The following is a 23,791-nucleotide window of genomic DNA, read 5'->3' on the forward strand; positions in this document are numbered from 1 at the left end:
TTCCTGCACTTCAACGAAAAAAATAGGTTTTACTAATTCACATGTTTACATTTGAATATCAAAAGTCTAAAAATGAGAAAGTTAGTAAAATTGTTATTCATTCTTTTTGCACCTCTTTTATGCATGGGTCAATCGTATTTTGACGAACAATCCTTTTCTCATGAAACCTCAAATGAATTAAAAGGAAATGCAATTTTATTGAATAGCGAAAAAAACAGAACCGCCAAAAATTCAGGAATGAATTTACTCTCATTTTCAGTTCAACCTTTAACCACTGAATTTTCAGATGAAGTAATGGTCTTAGAAATAGAAAGAATTGAGTTGGAAGAAAATAATTGTATAATTCAATTCAATGCCCCCAGTTATTGTGGTTACTCTTTTTTAGCAGAAATTCAAATTTTAGATGATACGTTGAATCTGATTTACCAAGGATATGGTTCCTACACACTTGGTCATTGTCGCTATCTGTTTCAGTATGAAGTTCAAAAGGAACATACTGAAAGTATGCTCAATTTAAAATACATCATGATCAACGGCAATCTTTCAACCAAAAAAGAATTAAGCAAAAAATTTGTGAATTAAATCTAAAACCAACTCAAATTGTTCTCTTTTGGTCAAGGTTGAATTATCAATTTCAATCGCATCATGGGCTTTCACTAAAGGTGAGTCATCACGGTGGGTATCAATATAATCTCTTTCTTGAACGTTTTGCAACACATCCTCATAGGAAACATTCTGCCCTTTTTCTGCCAGTTCATCAAAACGGCGTTTGGCTCGCGTGTGAGCACTGGCGGTCATGAATAACTTCAATTCGGCGTCCGGAAAAACGACTGTTCCAATGTCGCGACCATCCATTACGATGCCTTTATTTTTGCCCATGGCTTGTTGTTGCTCCACCAATTTGGCTCTCACTTCCGAAATTTCGGCAATTTTGCTTACCAAACGAGAAACTTCAATGGTGCGGATTTCATTTTCAATATTCACCTCATTCAAAAACATTTCTGCAAATCCTAAATCGGCATTAAACTGAAAATGAAGTTTGATTTCAGGTAATTTTTTTATCAAACCATCTGCATCTAAAAAATCTTCTGAAACCAAATTATGCTGCATCGCAAAATAGGTCACTGCACGATACATCGCTCCCGTATCTACATAAACATAGCCTAAATGATTGGCTAATTGTTTGGCTAACGTACTTTTTCCGGTGGATGAAAATCCGTCGATGGCGATGGTAATGTGGTTCATTTTTCTGAGTTGCTGAGTAGCTAAATTTCTGAGTGGCTAAGATACGGTTTTTCAAAAATCAATAGCAATGACAATGGCAAAAAATCAACGACAATGGCAAAAATCAAGGTTTTAAACCTTTTAAACTCCTAAACCCTTAAACTTTTAAACTAATTTGGGTGTGCCCCTCCGACAAGCTCCGGGTCGGGCTATCCGCTGCAAGTCCGCGTTCGTCGTGCCTCCTCTCTGTGGGCTTTCCGCTGCTATCCCTCACACAATTCAGTGTAACAAAGTAGTACAAAAGAAATAATCTGCTCGAAACTTAAAACTGTGACTGTGACTGTAACTGAAAACTACTGCAAATTGATCATCAACCCAAACAAACTCGTATTGGCTGCCACAGTATACCTAGAGTAAGAATAATCAAAACGTACTTTATTAAAACGAAGACTAAACCCAGCTGAAATTCCTGAAAAATGGCGTTGGTCTACAATTCGCAATTCTTCACCACGCCTAAAATTATAACCAACTCGAAGATTAAATGCTTTACCGGGAAATAATTCGGCTCCCAAGATCACGTGGCGAAGTGCATTGTTAAAAAACGAAACTTTTTCTTCATTCTGACCGCCATCTAATGTTCCCTCCGCTCTGGCTGGGTTAGAAAATGCAATATTCCATTGTTGTAAATTTTCTAACGTAATATGCCACCGAATCGGAACATTTTCGACTTCTTGCGAAATTCCGGCTATGATTTCCAACGGTAATTTTTCTTGCGTTCCGGCATAGGTTGTGAACTGAGTACCAATATTTCGAATCACTAAGGCAAAATTAATATCGTTGCGTTCATCAATATACAAAGCACCGATATCCAAAGCTCCACCAAAGGAATTATAACTTTCTAACGTGGAAGTAATTAATTTAGCATTGGCACCAATATAAAAATCAGAAAAAGGAATGTTGTATGAATAACCAAATGACAAGGCGGCTTCACTTCCGGTAAAATCGGCTGTTCGTGTTCCATTTTCATCATAACCTTCAAAATTACCGTAATTTACATAACTCACACCGGCATGAAATGTTTGAACGTGACGATCATACGTGTAAGCATAAGCGGCTGTACCATAGGTGATTTCACCAAAATAATTACCATAATTAACTGAGAGATGGTTATCCATTTCACTGTTAATGCTGGCGGGATTAAATATACCGGCATTGACGTCATAATCGTAATGTGTGATAATCTTGCCACCCAAAGCAGCCTGCCTGGGTGAAGTGACTAAGTTCAAAAACTGATACACGGATTGTCCGCCAATTTGACTATAGCTCACAGTACAAAAAAGAACAATGGTAAGACGTAAAAAGTTTTTAAACATTATAAACAGAACTCAGTTAGCTTATTGATAACGGTAATGCGAAGATATTATTTTTTGCTCAGTAAATTTATCTTAAAATAAAAATAAGTCAATAAAAAAGTTGGTGCTTTTTTAAGACACCAACTTTTTAAAATTACTTTATTTTTTATAGTGTTTTAGCATTTTTAGCTTTCTGATTAGTGATAGCCAACGCAACAACTTCGCTCATTTCTTTAACATAATGAAAGGTTAAACCTGCTAAATATTCAGGTTTTATTTCATCAATATCGTATTTGTTGTCTGCACACAAAATAATTTCTTTGATATTGGCTCTTTTAGCCGCAAGTATTTTTTCTTTAATTCCGCCTACCGGAAGCACTTTTCCGCGAAGGGTTATTTCGCCCGTCATAGCCAAGCTTTTTTTAATACGCTTTTGCGTTAAAACAGAAACTAATGACGTTAACATCGCTATGCCGGCACTTGGTCCGTCTTTGGGAGTGGCTCCTTCCGGAACGTGAATGTGTATGTTATAGTTTTGAAGCACTTCTTGATTTACACCTAACAATTCAGCATTTGACTTAATATATTCCATGGCAATAGTAGCCGATTCTTTCATCACTGTACCTAAATTTCCGGTTAAGGTAAGTGTGCCTTTTCCTTTAGAAATTAACGATTCAATAAATAAAATATCTCCACCAACGCTCGTCCAAGCCAAACCGGTAACAACACCAGCCACTTCATTTCCTTCCGATTTATCTCTCTCTAAACGAGGTGCTCCTAATGTTTTGATGATATCTTCATCTGTTACTTTCACATTATATTCTTCCTCCATAGCGACCGATTTGGCTGCATGACGGATTACTTGTGCTAATTTTTGTTCCAAAGCTCGAACACCTGATTCGCGAGTATATCCTTCAATTACTTTTTCCAACTGACGTTTTCCGATGGTTAAGTGTTTAGTAGTTAAACCATGTTCTTTTAATTGTTTTGGAAATAAATGCTGACGAGCAATTTCTACTTTTTCTTCAATGGTGTAACCGGTCATTTTTATCACTTCCATTCTGTCTTTCAAAGCAGGCTGAATGCTGGTCATGGTGTTGGATGTGGCAATAAACATCACTTTCGATAAATCAAACCCCATTTCAAGGAAATTATCATAAAACTCCTTGTTTTGTTCAGGATCCAACACTTCTAATAAAGCAGAAGACGGATCTCCGGAATGACTTACAGATAATTTATCAATTTCATCTAACACAAAAACCGGATTAGAAGTTCCTGCTTTTTTTAAACTTTGCAAAATTCTTCCCGGCATGGCTCCAATGTAAGTTTTTCGATGTCCACGGATTTCAGCTTCATCGCGTAAACCACCCAAAGACATGCGAACATATTCTCTACCCAATGCTTTCGCAATAGATTTTCCAATGGATGTTTTTCCAACTCCCGGAGGACCTGTTAGACAGATTATAGGCGATTTCATATCATTCCGCAGTTTCAAAACCGCTAAATGTTCAATGATACGCTTTTTTACATCTTCTAGACCAAAATGATCTTTATCTAAAATCTTTTGAGCTCTTTTTAAATCAAAATTATCTTTGGAAAAATTGTTCCAAGGCAATTCAAGAAACAACTCCAAATAATTTCGCAGGATACCAAAATCTGGCGATTGCGGATTGGTTCGTTGTAACTTTGAAATTTCCTTTTCAAAATGTTTTTCAACTTTTTCGTCCCATTTCTTACCTTTTGCCTTCACTCGCATTTCATCAATTTCCTGATCATACGAAACACCACCCAATTCTTCTTGAATGGTTTTCATCTGCTGATGCAAAAAATATTCTCTTTGCTGTTGGTCTAAATCAATACGTACTTTGGACTGAATATCATTTTTTAACTCCAACTTTTGCAATTCTGTATTCATGTATCGCAAGGTGGAAAGAGCTCTTTCTTTTAAAATATTCATTGATAACAAATCTTGTTTTTCTTTCACATCTAAATTCATGTTAGAAGAAACAAAATTGATTAAGAACGATTGACTTTCAATATTTTTGATCGCAAAAGTAGCCTCGGTTGGAATATTCGGACTCTCTTTTATAATTTTTATCGCAATTTCTTTGACCGAATCAATGATTGCTCCAAACTCTGTATCGGTTACGCTGGGTCTTTTTTCAGGAACTTCTTTAATCAACGCATTGATATAAGGTTCTTCTGAAATGACTTTGCTGATTTGAAAACGTTTTTTTCCTTGCAAAATAACCGTTACGTTTCCATCAGGCATTTTTAATACGCGAAGAATTTGAGCCACCGTTCCTATTTGATGAATATCATCTCGGGTTGGATCTTCAATATCTTCATCTTTTTGAGCTACAACGCCAATTATTTTACCTGCGGCGTTGGCATCATTAATTAGTTTTATAGATTTATCTCTTCCCGCAGTAATTGGAATTACAACTCCCGGAAAAAGTACGGTGTTTCTAAGTGGTAAAATTGCTATTGAATTAGGCAATTCTTCATTCGCCATTTCTTCTTCATCTTCGGGTGTAAGAAGCGGAATTAAATCGGCTTCTGTGTCGAAATCATGAAGTGACATTTTGTCAAGTGTTAAGATATTGTGGTTTGACATATGCTAAATTGGGTCAATTTGTCATTAATAATTTTCTGATAAAGGATATCAAATATAATTCATCTTGTTGATACTGAGTTATAAAAACGTACAAAAACGATGAAATGCATTTTCTCTACTTTCAATAGTCAAAATACATGCCATAAAAAAATCCCGACAAGCGGGATTTAGTTATAAAATATACTTGTTTAGTCATCATATTGAACATCAAATGCTCCTTGTGTAATCGTATAGGTTGATTCTCCATCTGTTACAACTCCACTAAAAGTACATTCCAGTTGTGTAGCCGTTCTTGCTACCACGGTCACTGTTCCAGTCAAAGCTCTTTCCCAGAAATCGGTAGCTTCTCTCGAATAGAACATTTGAACGACATCTGTATTACCTCCAGTTATTTGATAAGTCCCAGGAGTAATATCGCTTCTTACGCTAACCGTGATACTATTATCATCCGCATCGTGACCGGCAACGGAGATTAACTCTATACTTCCTGCAGATGTAATTGCAGTGAATATATCAACATCAACAAAATCTTGTCCGTTTACTTTAGCAAAAAATGTATCATCTGTATAATTTTCACTCGTAAATGGAATATTATTAAAAACTCCATTTGTAAAAGCAATTGGCAAAACACCTTGCTCGTCTGTATTTGACCAATACCCGGTAAAATTAAATGTTCCGGAAATAGTATTATTGATAGTATTCACAGAAGTTATAACAATTGAACCTGTATTTAGATCTGGGTTCGCAGGGTTTATTCCTAAATAACCATATTCTGTTCCTGCTGGTTGATAAATAATAATGTTATCGTTTGCCGGATAAGACCCTGTTGTTGTTCCGCTAACAATAAAAGATACACTATCTCCATTGGATGCCCTAATTCCTGAAATAACAATTGAACCTCCGGTAATTACGGCTTGATAGTTACTGGCAACAAAAGTAGATCCATTAAAATCAACACTAAAAACAGCAGCAGTGTTTCCACCATTTCCATCACCTGGAATCTGAATCGCCGGATCAATAGGCTCAAATTCATCTGAACAAGACGAAAATACGGTGATACAAAAAATAAATAGATAAGTAAAAAAATTGAGCTTCTTCATTGGATAAAATTTTTTCAAATATAAAAATTACTTTCTGCTTAAGGGAAATTTTAATATTTTATTTTTACGAAACTGTAACATTTCAAAAAACAGGCCGTCATTATATCAAATCAAAGTCAACCGATTGAGTTTAGCCAACGAAAATATTGAGCAACTGATATCGCTCTGTAAGCAAAACAACCAAAAAGCACAACTAGAAGTGTATAATCGCTATTGCAAAGCGATGTATAACGTGGCTCTTCGCATTGTGAAAGATGAACATTTTGCCGAAGATGTGATGCAAGAAGCTTTTTTGAAAGCGTTTCATAAACTCGAAACATTCAAAGGTGAAGTTGCATTTGGAGCGTGGTTAAAACGAATTGTAATTAATTACAGCATCGATTTTTATAAAAAAAACAGCTTTTTTAATCATGATGATTATGAAGCAAAAGCATACAAAATTGAAGATGTACAAGATGATGAACCAATCGATCATACTAATCTGAAAGTTCAGGAAATTATGAATGCCATGCAAAAATTGAAAGAAAGTTATCGTATGATTTTGACGTTGGTATTAATAGAAGGTTATGATTTAGAAGAGGTTTGCGAAATTATCAACATCAGTTACGCCAACTGCAGAACGACTTTGAGCAGAGCAAAAGAAAGTTTACGAATGCAATTAGCATTAAAATAAAAGAATGTGAAAGAGAAAAAAGATTCAATCGAAACGTTGTTTAGTCAATTTGATAATCAATGGGATACCGAAACTCCACGGTTAGGTCATTCTGATCGGTTTTTGAAAAAACTAAACGCAGAACCGGTTCAAAAGAAAAAGAAAAACTGGATACCACTTTCGTTGGCAGCTTCACTCCTATTGATTGCCGGAATCATTGGTTTTTATCAACTAAAAAATGACAATCAGCCAACTAATCAATGGCAGCATGCCTCAGCACAGACCAAAGAAACCCACGATTACTTTGCGTCATTAGTTGAAAAAGAACTAAACGATTTAAAATCGAAACAAACGCCGGAAACGGAACAAATTATCACCGATGCTCTTGCACAAATGAAAGTATTTGAGTTTGATTATCAAAAAATTATCACCGAATTACATAAAAATGGGGACACCAAACAATTACTACACGCTATGATTTTGAATTTTCAAACGCGAATTTCATTTCTGGAAGAAGTAATCAAAAAAATTGAAATCATTAGTTATCAAAAAAACATCGAAAATGAAAAATTTATATAGTTTATTATTAATTTGCTTTGTTGCTCTTTCCGGATTTGCAAACGAACATAACGGAAAATACACCAAGCAAAAAACGGTTAAAAAAGCAGTTATTGTCAACTTAGACGCAACGGTTGACATTGACAACAAATACGGAAATGTGTTTGTCACAACTTGGGACGAAGATAAAATTGAAATCGACGTGGTCATCACTGTGAGTGGCGATAGCGAAAGTTGGGTAGATAAAAAATTGGCCTCCATTTCAATTGAATTTGGCGGAACAAAAAGTCTTTATTCGGCTCAAACTATCTTTGGAAATGTGAGCAGCTCCGGCAGAAGAACCAGTATGGAAGTAAATTATACAGTGAAAATTCCGAAAAACGGAAACGTAAAAATTGAAAATCAATACGGAAATATCGTCACGCACGATTTAAACGGAAGCACAGATATCCTCTGCAAATACGGAAAGATTTCGATGGGAAAACTGAACAATTCCTCCAATAACATCAAAATTGATTATTGTTCAAAATCAACTATTGAAAGTTTAAAAAACGCCGTGATTAATGCAAAATATTCCGGATTAACGATTGGCTCTTTTACAAATTTGGATTTGAATACAAGTTATACTGATGTAACTGTTTTGAATGGTAATAATCTGAAATATGATAGTAACTATGGGAAAATTATGATGGGTAAAGTGAACAATGTGGATGGAAGCGGAAATTACTTAACCATTAAAATTGATGAAATTGAAAATAATTTAAAACTAACAACCAATTACAGTAATTTTTCATTGAATGGTGTTTCGGCTAAAGCTAGTAACATTTCAATTTCGTCGGGTTACACCAATATTAAAGTGAATCACAGTGTAAACTATCATTTTGACTTTGATGTATCAACTAAATATGCCAATTTTAAAAGTGAAGCACCCTTAGAATATAGTAGTAGAGTCGAAACGCAATCCACAAAATCATATAAAGGTTACTATAAAAAAAGTGGAGCCAATAAAATGACAATTTCGTCTAACTACGGAAATGTAAACTTGAATTTATCTAATTAATCAATCAAAAATCAAACAAAATGCAAAAATTAATCACATTAGTAGCTGTTTTTACCGTTTCAATTGTTTCGGCACAATGGGGACAAGAAAAAATTAAAGGAAATAGAAATGTAGTTTCCAAAGAAATTACAACTTCAGATTATGAATCGATAAGTGTCGCCGGATTTTTCAATGTGACTTTGGTGGAAGGAAAAGAGGGTAAAATATCCATCAAAGGAGAAGAGAATTTATTAGAATTTATACTCGTTGAAAACGAAGGAAGCGACTTAAAAATACGTACAGAAAAAGGATATAATCTAAATCCATCTAAAGGAAATAAAATTGAAATTACAGTTCCGGTTCAAGAAATTTCAAAAGTAAGTTTGGCTGGTTCCGGTGGAATTGTATCTAATTTCACATTGAAATCATCTGATTTTGAAGTAAATTTAGCAGGTTCAGGAGATATTAGATTAAGTGTTAATTCACAAAATATAGAAGCAAGATTATCCGGTTCTGGAGATATTGTTTTAAACGGAAAAACTAAAAATTTAGAATTAACTGTATCCGGTTCAGGAGATATCGAAGCGTTTGGTTTACAATCTGAAAACAGCAAGGCAACGCTTTCCGGTTCAGGAAATATCTCAACCACTTGTTCAGAATTAATCGAAGCCCGAGTAGCGGGTTCAGGTGATATTGAATACAAAGGTAATCCTAAAAAAATCGACACGAAAGTGGCGGGGTCGGGAAAAATCAAGATGATTTAAGGAAAAATCTATTTCTTTTGCCACGAATTACACAAATTAGCACGAATTAATTTATACTAATTTGTGCAATTTGTGGCTTTGCACTTGCAATATGAATCTACTATTTGGGAGCTATTTTATTTAAAATTATTCCGCTTCTGAAGTTTCATTTTTTGGTACTCTTAGCAACAATAACAATCCTGCTACAAAGAAAACCATCAAAAATACAATGGCATTTCGCATACTTCCGGTGATTTGATCAATCGTTCCATAAATTGCCATACCAATCACAATTCCGATTTTTTCGGCAACGTCATAAAAACTAAAGAATGATGCTGTATCATCTGTTTTCGGTAAAAATTTTGAATACGTAGAGCGAGAAAGTGCTTGAATTCCACCCATCACTAATCCGACAAATCCGGCTGTGACATAAAAATGAATCGGTTCGGTTACAAAATAAGCAAACACACAAATGATTGCCCAAATGGCGTTAATGACAATCAACGTTGGAATATTTCCGAATTTTTCAGATGCTTTTGATGTTAATGTCGCACCCACAACAGCAACCAATTGAATCACCAAAATACTAATGATTAAACCGGTTGTTTTTTCGCTATCGGTTGACCAATTAATTTCTTGTTCACCAAAGTAAGTCGCTACTAACATTACCGTTTGAACCGCCATACTATACACAAAAAAAGCAACCAAATAGCGATAAAGCCTCAGGTTTTGATATAATTGGCTTTGAACTTTTTTCAGTTCTCTGAATCCGTTTAAGACAACATCTTTCGTAATCTTATCTGCATTTTTATTTCCTTTCGGAAGATACCAAAATGCATATTGAGCGAAAAGTATCCACCAAATTCCAGTCATCGCAAAAGCCATTCGCATGGCGTGTAAAGCTTCTTCTCCCTCTTTTCCAATAATCATGTATAAGTTGACTAATAATAAGATTACACTGCCTACATACCCCATCGAATACCCTTTTGCACTCAAACTATCTTGCTGTTCTTTGTATGCGATGTCGGGTAAATAGGAATTATAAAATACCAAACTTCCCCAAAATCCTATTAATCCAAAAAAGAAACAGATAATTCCAAAATAAATATTATCCGCTGTAAACCAATACATTCCAATACAAGAAATGGCTCCTAAATAGCAGAAAAACTGCATAAAACGCTTTTTATTTCCGGCAAAATCGGCAATTCCTGACAAAATTGGAGAGAGAAATGCAACACATAAAAACGCAAAAGCGGTGACAAAACTAATGAGTGCTGTACTTTTAAATTCATACCCTAAAAACAAAATATTCGGATTTTCTTTCGGAAATAAAAACCCATAATACAACGGAAAAATAGAAGATGAAATGACTAATGGATAAACCGAATTGGCCCAATCATAAAAAGCCCATGCGTTGGTTAATTTCTTACTTCCTTTTGCAAGTGTTGCCATAGTTAAATTTTAAGACATAAAAAAAGCTGCTCTTTTCAGAACAGCTTCGAAGATACTATTTTTTACTTAAATACAACGCCGTATTTTGCGGCTTCAGCCTTCGCTTCGGGAATCCATTTTCTTAAATTCGAAACCCTTGTATTATGCGAAGGGTGTGTACTCATAAATTCAGCGGGTGCTGAACCTCCGGAGGCTGCTCCCATTCTTTCCCAAAAGGGAACCGATGCTTCCGGATTATAACCCGCAATCGCCATCAAAATCAATCCAATTTTATCGGCTTCACTTTCGTGACTTCGGCTAAACGGTAACATCCCAAACATTTGCGAACCTGCTCCGTAAGCGGTCATCGCAATAGCTTGTGTTTGTTCGTTTTTTTCACCAACGGCTAATCCAACTCCAACTGCTCCAGCTTGTTGTAACATTCCCGCACTCATGCGTTGCTGACCGTGGTTTAAAAGTGCGTGAGCTACTTCATGACCCATTACTGTTGCCAAACCTGCTTCATCTTTAGTGACCGGTAAAATTCCGGTATACACCACAATTTTTCCACCAGGCATGCACCAAGCATTCACAGCCTTATCATCAACTAATTTATATTCCCATTGGTAATCTTTAAGATAGTCTGCCTGACCAACAGCCGCCAGCCATTTTTCAGCCGCTTGTTTGATTTTAATTCCAACGGATTCTACCCTTTTTGCATCAGCTGTTCCTGTAACGACTATATTTTCCTTTAAAAAAGTGTCGTACTGTTGAAAGGCTGATGGAAAAATGGAACTGTTATTTACCAAAGCTAATGTACTTTTTCCTGTTAACGGATTAGTAGCACATCCCATTGTTAGTATCAGAGCACTAAACGAACAAAACGCAATAATTCTTTTCATATTTTTTATAATTAGGCTACTATTTTTACAAAATTAGTAATCTATTTGCCAACAATGTGTAATTCTGTAAAGAATTTATCAACTAACAAGGTGTTTTTGCCGTCAAAAGAGGCTGATTCTAATGAAACTTTCTCATTATCAATTTCAAGTGAATCAATTCTAAACGGTAATCCAACTAAATTAATTCTGAACTTTGAATAATTAGTCAAAAACTCTCCTTCTTTATGCAATTGAATAATCAACTCTTTTTCTTTTCCCGTTAAATTAAATGTACGGAGTGAAAATCTTCCTTTGTTATAATCATATCCATCTTGGGCATCTTCATACAAAACAGACTTTTCTTTACCTAATTTGTAGTATACATCTAAGGTGATCTCTTCAAATTCTTTTTCGCCTACATATTGTTGCACCGGATATTTTGGAATGATAGCTCCTTCTTTAATGAAAATCGGAATTTGATCATAATCCGTCGCTACCCATAATTCTCTTTTTCCCTCTACTAACTCATTTGACCAATAATTGTACCAGCTTCCTTTTGGAAGGTAAACTCTTCGACCAACAGCATTAGGTTCTAAAATTGGACAAACAAATATTTGGTTACCAAATATAAATTCATCTGTTCTGTATAAGGTTTGAATATCTTCTTGGTCGAAATAGACCAAAGGTTTCAACATTGCCTCGCCTTCATTCACATATTTCCAAAACATGGTATACAAATAGGGAAGCAATTGGTAACGCAGGTTTACAAATTTTCGAGTAATATCAACCACTTCATCACCAAACGACCAAGGCTCTTGTTCACCATGATCTCCGGAAGAATGTGTTCTGCAAAATGGATGAAAAACACCTAACTGAATCCAACGAGCATATAATTCGCCCGAAGGTTGTTCAGCAAAACCGCCAATATCAGAACCTGTAAACCCCATTCCGCTAATCGACATGCGTTGCATTTGAATGTTGGCAATCCACAAATGTTCCCACGAGGCTACATTATCACCCGTCCACGAGGAAGAATAACGTTGAGCACCCGAATACGCCGAACGCGTAATGATAAAAGGTCGCTTTGGATACGCGAATCGCTTCACACCTTCATACGTTGCTCTTGCCATTTGCGTTCCGTAAATGTTATGTGCTTTTCTATGACTACAAGGATTTCCATCATAATCGTGACGAACATCCATTGGGAACGTTTTCCCGGGAACATCCATTACGGCTGGTTCGTTCATATCGTTCCAAACACCTTTTACGCCTATATCCGAAATTAATTCTTTAAATAATCCTGCCCACCACTCGCGAACTTCGGGATTAGTATAGTCTGGAAAATTACATTCGCCCGGCCAAACTTTTCCTTTCATATAAGGTCCATCGGCACGTTTGCAGAAATAATCTTTATCTAAAGCTTCATTGTAAACCGAATATTCTTTGTCAATTTTAATTCCGGGATCAATAATAACCACCGTTTTGAATCCGTCTTTGGCTAATTCAGCAACCATGCGTTTTGGGTCCGGAAAATATTCTTTGCTCCAAGTGAAACAACGGAATCCTTCCATGTAATCGATATCTAAATAAATGGCATCACACGGAATTTGCAATTTTCTGAAGTTAGCGGTAATTTCTTTTACTTTACTTTCCGGATAATAACTCCATTTGCATTGATGATAACCCAACGTCCACATTGGCGGAAGCTCAGGTTTTCCTGTTAAATGCGTATAATTTGTAACTACATCTTTCATTTTCGGACCATAAATGAAATAGTAATTCATCTCACCACCTTCTGCCCAAAAACTAGTTACATTTCTGCGTTCGTGACAAAAATCGAAAAATGTTCTGAAGGTGTTGTCAAAAAATATTCCGTACGCATTGTTATGATGTAAGCCAATATAAAATGGCACTACCTTATATAATGGCTCTTGTTCACGATGAAAAGCATATTGATCGGTTGCCCAATTTTCAACGCGTTTTCCTTTTAAATTAAGATGCGTGGCTTTGTCGCCCATTCCATAATAACATTCACCATCATTGGCTTTCTTACTCATTTTTACGATGTTTCCACCAAATTCATAGCTTTCTTCCCAATGAAAACCAATTTCATCATCCAAAATCTGAAAACCTTCTAAATCAAAAATCGAAACTTTTGCATTCTGTTTATTGATTTTGCAAACTATTTTGCTGGTTGTAATAGTATAAAAAGCTTTGTGCTCTTCTACAGCCAATTCATTATAACCGTGCGATTGACCTTTATCTATGGCATACGAAAAGTCTTTGTTGAAATAACCTTTGGTTGTGTACCGAAAACGAATCATACTATCGCGAAGAATGGTGATTTTGAGCACCACGTTATTTTCTGTGTAGAAAAAAAAATTGTCAACATCTTGATTGAATGACACTATCTTGGAAGGAAACTGATCGCCTTTGTGTTCTAATTCAGTATTTGTAATCATAGTAATTGGATTATAATTGTCAAATTTACAAAGTTGAAACTTTTAATCACTTTTTAATTTGAGGTTTTATTAACTCAAACGTTTGCGTTTATGGATAAAATGGAAATCAGTATATTAAAAAGATAAGATTTAGTTTTTAACGTCTTTTTTAAATCTAAACCATTAAGGTATTAAGTTTCATTAAGAGTTCTAAACTTAATGAAACTTAATACCTTAATGGTCTAAAAAATTCAACCTTATTTTACTTCAAAGAAATTTTAAAAACCGAAACCCCCAAAGGCGGCAATGTCAATTCTACCGAAAATTCCCTACCATTCCAAGCTTCCTTTTCAATTTTGATGGCTTTTTTATTGTTGATGCCGCTTCCGCCGTATTCTACTTTATCCGAATTAAAAATTTCAGTCAATTTTCCTTTGGAAGGTAATCCGATTCGATAATTCTCTCGAACTACCGGCGTGAAATTACAAACCACCACTAAATTTTCTTTTTCATTTTTTCCTTTACGGATGTAACTCAGCACCGCATTTTGATGATCGGAATAATTAATCCATTCAAAACCTTCGGGGCTAAATTGATTTTCGAATAAAGCGGGATTCGTTTTATATAACTCATTTAAATCGCTGATGCATTTTCGTGTGCCTTCGTGATAACCGTATTCTAACAAATGCCAGTCTAAACTTCCGTCAAATTTCCATTCGGCACGTTGACCGAATTCAGAACCCATAAACAGTAAATTCGTTCCCGGATGCGTGAACATATAGCCGTAAAGCAAACGTAAATTGGCGAATTGCTGCCATTCATCTCCTGTCATTCGTCCTAAAATGGATTTTTTTCCGTAAACAACTTCATCGTGCGAAAGCGGCAACATAAAGTTTTCGGAAAACGCATACGTCATCGAAAAAGTCAAATCATTTTGATGGTATTTTCTGTAAATCGATTCTCTTTTAAAGTATTCTAAAGTATCGTGCATCCAACCCATCATCCATTTCATTCCAAAGCCTAATCCGCCCACGGATGTTGGTCTGGAAACCATTGGAAACGATGTACTTTCTTCGGCAATCGTCTGAACTCCTTCATAATTGGAATAAACCGCTTCATTAAAATCTTTTAAGAAACTGATGGTATCTAAGTTTTCTCTTCCGCCAAAAATATTCGGTTCCCACTCCCCGTCTTTTCGGGAATAATCCAAATACAACATCGAAGCGACAGCATCTACACGCAAACCATCCGCATGATAATGGTCGAGCCAAAACAACGCATTGGAAATCAAAAACGAACGCACTTCATTTCTGCCATAATTAAATACCAAACTTTTCCAATCGGGATGATAACCTTTTCTTCGATCGGGATGTTCATATAAATTGGAACCGTCAAAAAATCCTAAACCGTGAGCATCGTCGGGAAAATGCGACGGAACCCAGTCTAAAATCACGCCAATTCCGGCTTGGTGCAATTTATCTACCAAAAACATAAAATCCTGCGGTTTTCCAAATCGGGAAGTTGGTGCAAAATAGCCAATCAACTGATAACCCCACGATGGATCATACGGATATTCCATAATTGGCATAAATTCCACGTGCGTGAAACCGGTTTCTTTGACATAATTCACCAAATCTTCCGCCAATTCTAAATAAGTGAGCGAACGATCTTGCTCTAAATTGCGTTTCCACGAACCCAAATGCACTTCATACACCGAATACGGTTTGTCGAAACCATTTTTATCCTTTCGGGAATCCATCCATTTTTTGTCTTTCCATTTGTATTCCAAATCCCAAATAACTGACGCCGTTTCCGGTGGTTTTTGGCAATATAACGCAAACGGATCTGCTTTTTCAGTGATAATTCCGTTGTTGTTGGACTGAATTTTATATTTGTATTTTGTTCCTTTATCAATGTTAGGAATAAATCCTTCCCAAATTCCGGACGCATCCCAACGCACATTCAATGGATGTTCGCCCTGAATCCAGTAATTAAAATCGCCCACGACAGAAACCGAACGTGCCGACGGTGCCCAAACGGCAAAATAAACGCCTTTTACGCCGTTGACCTCCGTGAGATGAGCTCCTAATTTTTCGTATAATCTAAAATGTTTTCCGGCTTTGAATAAGGCGATGTCAAAATCGGTGAAAAGGGAATGTGGTTGTACTTGGTTCATATGTTTTAACCTTAAAGGTATTGTGTTTTTTTTTATTTCGTAATTCTAATAATAAATGTAATTATTTTTTCAATTCCATTACTTTCTCTAATAAAGGTGCTAATCCATTTTCTGTAATTGTGTCATTATTCCAAAAACTCATACAACAACTTACATACTTGTCTCTGACTTTACTTGCAATATAATAAATTGTTAAAGTTTTTCCTCCTGACATTCCTACAAGTAATGATTTTGCACCTATAAAATCATAGATTACTTTTTTAGCTTTCGTTTCTGTTCCTTCAAATATAACGACAACATCTTCCTCTGAAAGTACTTTTCCGCCTTTTTTATTTTTTGTAACAGTAAATTGATTGTCAATGGAGTTCTTCGCACTTTCGAATGTTTTGTGAACCGACCAATTCATTTCTCCGTAATATGGACATTGTACGGTGTTTATGTTTGTCCAATAACAACTATTTCCAAGTTTGATTTTTCGTCCTGCAAAATCAATACTATCAATAGTCATTGGCTCAAAAACTTCTTTTGGTATTTCACCGTTCAAAATTAGATTTATATATTTTCTTTCAAATTCTTGATTTTGTTTTCCATAATAACCAAACCAAAAAACTGAAACGGTTTTGTTTTTATTCTCAACAAAATAATATGAACTAATCTGATTAATATTTTCCGCAATATTTTCAAATTTAGTGATGAATAAATTGTTGTTTTTTAATGTTTCGTCTTTTGTTTTAATGTCACTTTCTTTAATGGAATATTTTCTATATAGTTTTTTTAACCCCTTTTCAGAAAATTCATTACTAAATGTTTGACTTGAAAAATCAACTCCATCAACATTAAAGAAAATAATTGTTTGGTTATTAATAGCTTTAAGTCGTTTTACAAAATCATCATTTTCTTGACTAAATAAAAATGTTGAAATTAATGTAAAAACTAAAAAAAATATTGACTTCATATTTTTTATTTTACAATATTAAAAGTATGTAATGATTTTCCATAATTTCTCATTGAAACTTTACTTGTCAAAGCATTGTCACTTGGTTTTACAGAAATACTTTGGTTTATGTCATATGAATCATTTTGGGAAAATTTCATACTAATAGTTTATTTGATGTCTTTTTACATAGAATGCCTTCACATAACTTCCATAACTACTTAAGTAAAAGTAAAAGAAACGATATTGTTTTTTCACTATTGCCATTTAGGGATTATATCTGTAAACAAAGTCAATTATCAATTCTATACTTTTTGTTCTATATTATATGTTCTTTAATCTAATAATTCATAATACTCTGAATCCCCCTCAACGGAATCACCGCCCAACGTGGTCTGGAATTCAATTCGTAACCCAACTCGTAAACCGCTTTTTCCAGCAAACAATACTTCAACAAAAAGTCAATTTCGTGGTTGTAACCAATGTTTAAATTGCCGGATTGAGCTTTTTCAATATAGGTTTCCAAAAAGACACCCACAAAATATTTATACAGAATCTCTCCGGCTTTAAACAATTCTTCCTGTTCAAACGGATATTTTTCTTTGTTGTTAAAAATCGTTGCATAAATGGCATAATGAAACGAACGAAACATTCCCGCCACATCTTTCAACGGTGGTTGTTTTACTTTTCGGTCACGAATGGTGCTTTCCGGTTCGCCTTCAAAATCCAAAATATAAAAATCATCGCCATTCACTAACACTTGTCCCAAATGATAATCACCGTGAATGCGAATGCGTTCCGATTTCATCTTCGTCCAATCGAAATCAACAAAATGTTTCCGAACTAACTTCTTATTTTCCATAAATTGATGAGCCAATTCCAACGCCAATCCATCTAATTTATGCAAACTGTTTTCAATGATATTCAACCGGTTTTGAAACTGATACAACATTCTGTTTTTCAACCAAACAGTATAATCGCCATTGTAAGTGGTGGGTGTAAAAGCCGTTTCGTGGATATCGCTTCCCAAGGCAATATGCATTTCTGCCGTTCGCAAAGCCAATGTTTGAATGCGTAAAAACAAACTCAAACCCACCCAATCAATAATTTCGGGCGGAATTTCATTAATTCGTAACCGCTTAAACATCGCAATATCGGGTAATTTATCGATTTTAATTTTTTTGCGTTTCAAATTATCAAAAACACCGTCGGCCTGTTCAAGCATAAATTTCCACGCATCACCTTGATTCGATACCAATTCTTGCATCAAACCGAGCGTAATATTCCCTTCGGCCAAAGCCAAATTAATACTTCCGGTATAGCGTGGTGTATTTTCAAAATGCATTCTTTCCGTCAAAAAACGACTGATTTCATAATCGGGATTTGTGCTGACATAAATTCTTCTGAAAATCTTCAACACAAACGAATCGTTGTAAATAATTGACGTATTACTTTGCTCTAATCCCATAAAACGAGACGATTGATAATCTTCTTTTTCGATGGATGAACCTTTATGAAAAACCAATTTCAATCCGGGCGTTTCTTTTGATTTTACAATATTATCAAACAGCAACTTACGAAAATCTTCTTGATGTAAAGCATCAACTAAATAACCGGTTTGCTTTCCCATCACCACCGGAGCAATAACGGTACTTGTATCCAATTCTTCCTTGGCCATAAAAGCCAACGGCATAAAATAATGTTGGTAAAACGCTTCTTTGAAATTCACTTCCAACAACACCCCATAATAGGTGTTTTTCTTGGATGTTATCTTAAACTGATCAACCACCTCGATGTACTTTAACGTACTCGCTTTTCCGCCATACCATCGTTTATTAATGATATAATTTTCTAAAATATCCGAAGAAAAAACCTTGACAAAATCATCATCATCAAAACAAGTTTCCCACGTAGTTTTAAATTCAAATGTACTGGTAAAAGTATCTTGGTTGGTTGTATTCATTATCGTTCAATTTTAAATAAATGAAAAGGTAAAGCAGGATGTAATTCAACAAAATTCCACTCTCTATCCCAATAATAAGTGTTTCCGGTAATTAAATCGGTTACTTTAACCGGTTGATTTCCAATTTCTTCCAAAGGTAAACGAACCACAGCCTGCAATGGATTTTGTGCATTCAAACTACAAACCATCAATGTATGATCGGTTTTGGCATCATTAAATTTATAATAAGCAATCAATTGTTCGTTATCCGTTTTACAAAAAACAATATTATTAGTTTGTTGCAAGGATTCTTGCTGTTTTCTGATATGATTGATGCGAGTAATCAACGTAGTCAATTTGTTTTTCGCTTCCCAATCCCAATGATATACTTCGTATTTCTCCGAATTCAAATATTCTTCTTTTCCTTTTGCCATCGGTTGATGAACCAAAAATTCATAAGCCGGACCATAAATTCCAACACTTGAACTCAACGTCGCAGCTAAAAAATATTTTTGTAAATAAACCGATTCATTTCCGGTTTGCAACGCAAAAGGCAGAATATCAGGCGTATTCGGCCAGAAATTCGGTCGGAAAAATTCCTTTTGTTCGGTTTGAGTTAACTCTGTAACGTATTCAATCAATTCCGCTTTCGTATTTCGCCAAGTAAAATAAGTATACGATTGCGAAAAACCTTGTTTTGCCAATTCATTCATAATTTTCGGACGCGTAAAAGCTTCCGACAAAAACAACACATCCGGATGTTTCTTCTTAATCTCGCCAATCAACCATCCCCAGAAATAAAAGGGTTTCGTGTGCGGATTATCAACACGATAGACTTTAATTCCACATTCTTCAATCCAAAACAAAGCGACATCTAACAATTCCTTCCACAAGTTTTTCCAATCGCCACTTTCAAAATAAATCGGTTGAATATCTTGGTACTTTTTTGGTGGATTTTCGGCATATTGCACCGTTCCGTCCGGACGCCATTTGAACCATTGCGGAAAATCTTTCACATACGGATGATCAGGAGCGGCTTGCAACGCATAATCCATCGCAATTTCAATTCCCATCGATTGGGCTTTTTTCACCAATGATTTAAAATCGTCAATCGATCCCAATTCAGGATGCGTCGATTTATGTCCGCCAAACTTTGAACCAATTCCCCACGGCGAACCCACATCGCCTTTTTCAGCCGTAGTGGCATTGTTTTTTCCTTTGCGATTTACTTCTCCAATCGGATGAATCGGCGGAAAATACAACGTATCAAAACCCATTTCCACCACTCGCGGCAACAATCGTTCGCAATCTTTAAACGTTCCGTGTTTACCGGGAATTTCTGATACCGAACGTGGAAAAAATTCATACCATGTGCTAAACAACGCTTTTTTACGATCTACATAAACCTTCAACTCTGAAGATGAATTCGCTAATGTTCTAGTCGGATATTTTTTAAAAATTTGATGTAATTCATCCGACAACGCAATCGCAATCGCTGAATCATATAATTTTGCATCTTGAAATGCTTTGATGGCTGCATTCAAATATACTTTTTCTTCTTTTGTAACTTCTTTCAAAATGGCTTGGCAGTACTCTGCTCCTTCCAACAATTCCGATTTAACGTGTTGATTATCGTTAATTTTACGCTCTGTTCCGTGTTGCCAATTTAAAGCATAATCGACCCAACCTTCAATAAAATAGGAATAAAAACCTTGCTTTTCAACAACAAATTCGGCTCCCCATTCATCATTTTCCGTGGGAGACATTCGCACTTCACTCCACTTTTTATCTTTTTCGTGTTTAAATTTCACACAACAATCCACCACATCGTGACCGTCGGAAAAAACGTGAGCTGATACATTAACTGTTTGGTTGATAATTCGCTTTATAAAAAAAGAACCTCCATCTAATTGAGGCTTCACACTTTCAATAACAATACGCGTCTGATTTTGCATTTTAAGTAATTTTTATGAACTCTAAATTTATAAAAAATAAAATTAAATCTTACCTTTCGTTAAAATTTATTGAAATGTCAAAAAAAACCAAATCTGACAATCAATCCTTGCAGATTCCGAAGCCAATTCTCATAACCGCTAAATTTTTGCAAGCAATTTCACCAAGATTAGCCACTCAATTTGCTGCAAAACTTTTTACAACACCCATAAAACACAAAATTCCGAAACGGGAATTTCAAATGGATAAACAAAGTATTCAACACGATGTTTTAATTCCGTCCATCAATAAAACCATTAAAACCTACCAATACGGTAACAAACCGAAAAAGATTTTACTCGTTCACGGTTGGTCAGGTCGCGGAACTCAATTAGTCAAAATTGCCGACGAACTCATCGAAAATGGCTTTTCCATCATCAGTTTCGATGCTCCGGCTCACGGTAAAAGCAAAGGATATTCGTCGATTATGACCGAATTTATCGCTTCTATCATCGAACTCGAAAAACAATTCGGTCCGTTTGAATTTGCCATCGGTCATTCCCTAGGTGGCATGTCCATCATCAACGCCATCAAACAAAACCTGAATGTCAAAAAAGCCGTAATTATAGGTAGTGGCGATTTAATTCAGGATATTATCTCCGATTTTATTCAAAATTTAGGTCTAAAACCACAAATTGGCGAGAGAATGCGTGAACATTTTGAAAAGAAATTCAGCGAACCCATGAACAATTATTCCACATCGGTCGTGTCCAAAAACATCGAAACACCTGTTTTAATCATCCACGACAACGACGATCACGATGTAAATGTAAAATGTGCCCACAACATTCACAACCATTTAAAAAACAGCAAATTAATGATAACCAATCATTTAGGTCATAGAAAAATATTAGGGAACGAAAAAGTAATCAATGAAATCAGTAATTTTATCAGAAGCTAATCCAGCTATCCGCTGCAACTCCTCGGCCTTCAAGCCATTTTTCTAACGCTTTTTCGTGGCTTCTTTGGTTGCCCCAAAAAGCGAAGAAAAATTGGCTTTCAGTCCTGCGGGGTTTCCGCTACTATCTGGGCTACGATAAGTGCTAAAAATTAAAATTTAATGTTATGAAAAAATTAATCTTACTACTGACATTCGTCACATTAACCGCGTGTCAGGGACAAAAAAAGGAGCAAAAAAATCCAAAACCTAAAGTTGTCAAAACCGAAGCCGAATGGAAAGCTGAACTCACACCCGAACAATACGAAGTATTACGTAAAAAAGGTACGGAAAGAGCTTTCACTGGAGCCTACTGGGATCATTTCGAAAAAGGACAATACGTTTGTGCCGCTTGCGAAAATCCGTTATTCAAATCCCAAACCAAATTCGAATCTGATTGTGGTTGGCCATCGTTTGACCAAGCTATCAAAGGTTCTGTGATTTATGAAAATGATTATAGTTTCGGAATGTCACGTGTAGAAGTCATGTGTGCCAACTGTGGAAGTCACCTTGGTCACGTTTTTGATGACGGTCCGAAAGAAACCACCGGAAAACGTTTTTGTACCAACTCAATTTCTGTCAAATTTATACCTGAAAAGTAATGGCCTATAAAATCCATAAAACCGAAGAAGAATGGAAAGCCCAATTAGGCTTAGAAAAATATAAAATCCTTCGTCAAAAAGGAACTGAATTTCCGCACACGGGACAATACAACCTCCATTTCGAAAAAGGAAAGTATGGCTGTGCAGCTTGTGGCGAAGTTCTATTTGAAAGCGATTCCAAATTTGATGCTCATTGCGGTTGGCCCTCCTTCGATCAATCCATCCCCGGAAAAGTAGAATACATCAAAGATGCATCCCATGGAATGATTCGCACCGAAATCCTGTGCGCCACTTGCGGAAGTCATCTTGGCCACGTTTTTGATGATGGTCCAACTGAAACCGGAGTTAGATATTGTGTAAACTCATTATCTATTGATTTTAAAAAATAAAAATGAATTTATTTGAAGAAACACCTAATTGGAAAGAAAATTAACTCCTTTAATTAATCAATACAAAGGAAAAAAACATCCATTGGACTACCAAAAACCTTATCAATTGTTATTCATGGTTGTGCTCTCTGCTTAAGCTTCAGATGCCAATATTAACAAAATCGCACCTGAATTATTTAAAAGCTTTTCCAATATGGAAGTATTAGCCGCTTCAAATGTAGAATCGGTGTTTCCTTTCATCAGTAAAGTAAGAAATTTTGCAACAAAAGCAAATTGGCTTATTGAAATCGCTAAAACCGTAAAAGAAGATAAATACATCCCAACAAATCTTGAAAACTTAACTGCTCTAAAAGGAATAGGAAGAAAATCAGCCAATGTAATTCTCCGTGAAACCAACCAAAAAGCTGAAGGAATCATAGCTGATTTACACGTCATCCGAGTTGCTCCAAGAATCGGTCTAACCGATGACAACAAAGACGGCATCAAAATCGAAAAACAACTAATGAAAATGCTTCCTCCTGAAATCTGGAATGAAATCGGAATGGCAATTTCATTTCTAGGAAGAGAAACTTGTCGCCCTACTAATCCAAAATGTGATAAATGTGTTGTTAACTCTTATTGCAATTATTTTAAGAAAATTCAGAAGTAATTCTTTCCTTTTGGGCGTGCCCCTGCGACAAGCTCCGGGTCGGGCTTTTCGCTGCAAGTCCTCGTCCAAAGGTTGGTTTTTGTCGGGCTGTGCTCGGCTTCTTTGGTCGCCGGCTCAACCCGCAAAAACACA

20 protein-coding genes are annotated in these 23,791 nt (G+C 35.7%); 9 read left to right on the plus strand and 11 right to left on the minus strand.

The features are described from left to right. The first annotated feature begins 72 nt into the window (after nt 1-72). A complete protein-coding gene (locus tag B0I10_RS10465; RefSeq protein WP_146740341.1) occupies nt 73-582 on the plus strand; it encodes a hypothetical protein in 510 nt (169 codons plus the stop codon). Here B0I10_RS10465 and cmk read toward each other — a convergent pair. From cmk to B0I10_RS10485, 4 genes are all read right to left on the minus strand, one after another. Next, entirely contained in the window at nt 559-1,245 is a 687-nt protein-coding gene (gene cmk, locus B0I10_RS10470) for a (d)CMP kinase (protein ID WP_112086465.1), read from the minus strand. The genes B0I10_RS10465 and cmk overlap by 24 nt on opposite strands. A 332-nt stretch (nt 1,246-1,577) precedes the next feature. Beyond that, entirely contained in the window at nt 1,578-2,597 is a 1,020-nt protein-coding gene (porQ, locus tag B0I10_RS10475; RefSeq protein WP_112086466.1) for a type IX secretion system protein PorQ, read from the minus strand. A gap of 145 nt (nt 2,598-2,742) precedes the next feature. Continuing rightward, on the minus strand, nt 2,743-5,193 hold the full coding sequence (gene lon, locus B0I10_RS10480; RefSeq protein ID WP_112086467.1) for an endopeptidase La: 2,451 nt from the start codon (nt 5,191-5,193) through the stop codon (nt 2,743-2,745). 188 nt (nt 5,194-5,381) lie between these two features. Then, complete coding sequence (locus B0I10_RS10485) at nt 5,382-6,293, minus strand: DUF6252 family protein (RefSeq protein ID WP_112086468.1); 912 nt, start codon at nt 6,291-6,293, stop codon at nt 5,382-5,384. Between the two features lie 124 nt (nt 6,294-6,417). On the opposite strand from B0I10_RS10485, the gene B0I10_RS10490 reads away from it, so the two are divergent. Genes B0I10_RS10490 through B0I10_RS10505 form a run of 4 tightly spaced genes read left to right on the plus strand, consistent with a single transcriptional unit; the run spans nt 6,418 to nt 9,306 of the window. Further along, the gene (locus tag B0I10_RS10490) at nt 6,418-6,966 is read left to right on the plus strand and encodes an RNA polymerase sigma factor (protein ID WP_112086469.1); all 549 of its coding nucleotides are present in this window, start codon (nt 6,418-6,420) and stop codon (nt 6,964-6,966) included. Between the two features lie 6 nt (nt 6,967-6,972). Beyond that, the gene (locus B0I10_RS10495) at nt 6,973-7,524 is read left to right on the plus strand and encodes an anti-sigma factor (protein ID WP_112086470.1); all 552 of its coding nucleotides are present in this window, start codon (nt 6,973-6,975) and stop codon (nt 7,522-7,524) included. Continuing rightward, nucleotides 7,508-8,563 carry a hypothetical protein gene (locus tag B0I10_RS10500; protein ID WP_112086471.1) on the plus strand — a complete coding sequence of 352 codons (1,056 nt, stop codon included), beginning with the start codon at nt 7,508-7,510 and terminating at the stop codon, nt 8,561-8,563. Before B0I10_RS10495 ends, B0I10_RS10500 begins: the two co-directional genes overlap by 17 nt. Before the next feature lie 20 nt (nt 8,564-8,583). Next, nucleotides 8,584-9,306 (plus strand): head GIN domain-containing protein, encoded by a 723-nt coding sequence (locus tag B0I10_RS10505; RefSeq protein ID WP_112086472.1) that lies wholly within the window; start codon nt 8,584-8,586, stop codon nt 9,304-9,306. Nucleotides 9,307-9,432: 126 nt separating this feature from the next. On the opposite strand, the gene B0I10_RS10510 is transcribed toward B0I10_RS10505, so the two are convergent. The 7 genes from B0I10_RS10510 to B0I10_RS10540 form a co-directional block, all read right to left on the minus strand. Further along, nucleotides 9,433-10,737: an MFS transporter gene (locus B0I10_RS10510; RefSeq protein ID WP_112086473.1), complete on the minus strand. Its 1,305-nt coding sequence runs from the start codon at nt 10,735-10,737 to the stop codon at nt 9,433-9,435. Nucleotides 10,738-10,799: 62 nt separating this feature from the next. Then, on the minus strand, nt 10,800-11,618 hold the full coding sequence (locus tag B0I10_RS10515; protein WP_112086474.1) for a M48 family metallopeptidase: 819 nt from the start codon (nt 11,616-11,618) through the stop codon (nt 10,800-10,802). A 41-nt stretch (nt 11,619-11,659) separates the two neighbouring features. Further along, nucleotides 11,660-14,059, minus strand: coding sequence for a glycoside hydrolase family 31 protein (locus B0I10_RS10520; RefSeq protein ID WP_112086475.1), 2,400 nt, complete (start codon nt 14,057-14,059; stop codon nt 11,660-11,662). A 241-nt stretch (nt 14,060-14,300) separates the two neighbouring features. Then, entirely contained in the window at nt 14,301-16,214 is a 1,914-nt protein-coding gene (gene glgB, locus B0I10_RS10525; RefSeq protein ID WP_112086476.1) for a 1,4-alpha-glucan branching protein GlgB, read from the minus strand. Nucleotides 16,215-16,275: 61 nt separating this feature from the next. Beyond that, nucleotides 16,276-17,169, minus strand: coding sequence for a hypothetical protein (locus tag B0I10_RS10530; protein ID WP_112086477.1), 894 nt, complete (start codon nt 17,167-17,169; stop codon nt 16,276-16,278). A 319-nt stretch (nt 17,170-17,488) separates the two neighbouring features. After that, a complete protein-coding gene (locus B0I10_RS10535) occupies nt 17,489-19,111 on the minus strand; it encodes a maltokinase N-terminal cap-like domain-containing protein (protein WP_112086478.1) in 1,623 nt (540 codons plus the stop codon). Further along, nucleotides 19,111-21,045: an alpha-1,4-glucan--maltose-1-phosphate maltosyltransferase gene (locus tag B0I10_RS10540; protein ID WP_112086479.1), complete on the minus strand. Its 1,935-nt coding sequence runs from the start codon at nt 21,043-21,045 to the stop codon at nt 19,111-19,113. The genes B0I10_RS10535 and B0I10_RS10540 overlap by 1 nt, the downstream gene beginning before the upstream one ends. Before the next feature lie 74 nt (nt 21,046-21,119). Here B0I10_RS10540 and B0I10_RS10545 point away from each other — a divergent pair, with 74 nt between their 5' ends. The 4 genes from B0I10_RS10545 to B0I10_RS10560 all read left to right on the plus strand — a co-directional run bounded on the left by B0I10_RS10545 (nt 21,120) and on the right by B0I10_RS10560 (nt 23,659). Continuing rightward, complete coding sequence (locus B0I10_RS10545) at nt 21,120-21,983, plus strand: alpha/beta fold hydrolase (protein WP_112086485.1); 864 nt, start codon at nt 21,120-21,122, stop codon at nt 21,981-21,983. A 164-nt stretch (nt 21,984-22,147) separates the two neighbouring features. Then, a complete protein-coding gene (msrB, locus tag B0I10_RS10550; protein WP_112086480.1) occupies nt 22,148-22,621 on the plus strand; it encodes a peptide-methionine (R)-S-oxide reductase MsrB in 474 nt (157 codons plus the stop codon). Continuing rightward, on the plus strand, nt 22,621-23,010 hold the full coding sequence (gene msrB, locus B0I10_RS10555; RefSeq protein ID WP_112086481.1) for a peptide-methionine (R)-S-oxide reductase MsrB: 390 nt from the start codon (nt 22,621-22,623) through the stop codon (nt 23,008-23,010). The genes msrB (B0I10_RS10550) and msrB (B0I10_RS10555) overlap by 1 nt, the downstream gene beginning before the upstream one ends. Before the next feature lie 193 nt (nt 23,011-23,203). Continuing rightward, nucleotides 23,204-23,659: an endonuclease III domain-containing protein gene (locus B0I10_RS10560; RefSeq protein ID WP_245942979.1), complete on the plus strand. Its 456-nt coding sequence runs from the start codon at nt 23,204-23,206 to the stop codon at nt 23,657-23,659. Nucleotides 23,660-23,791: the final 132 nt, after the last annotated feature.

This window comes from Flavobacterium lacus (assembly GCF_003268815.1).
GTDB lineage: Bacteria > Bacteroidota > Bacteroidia > Flavobacteriales > Flavobacteriaceae > Flavobacterium > Flavobacterium lacus.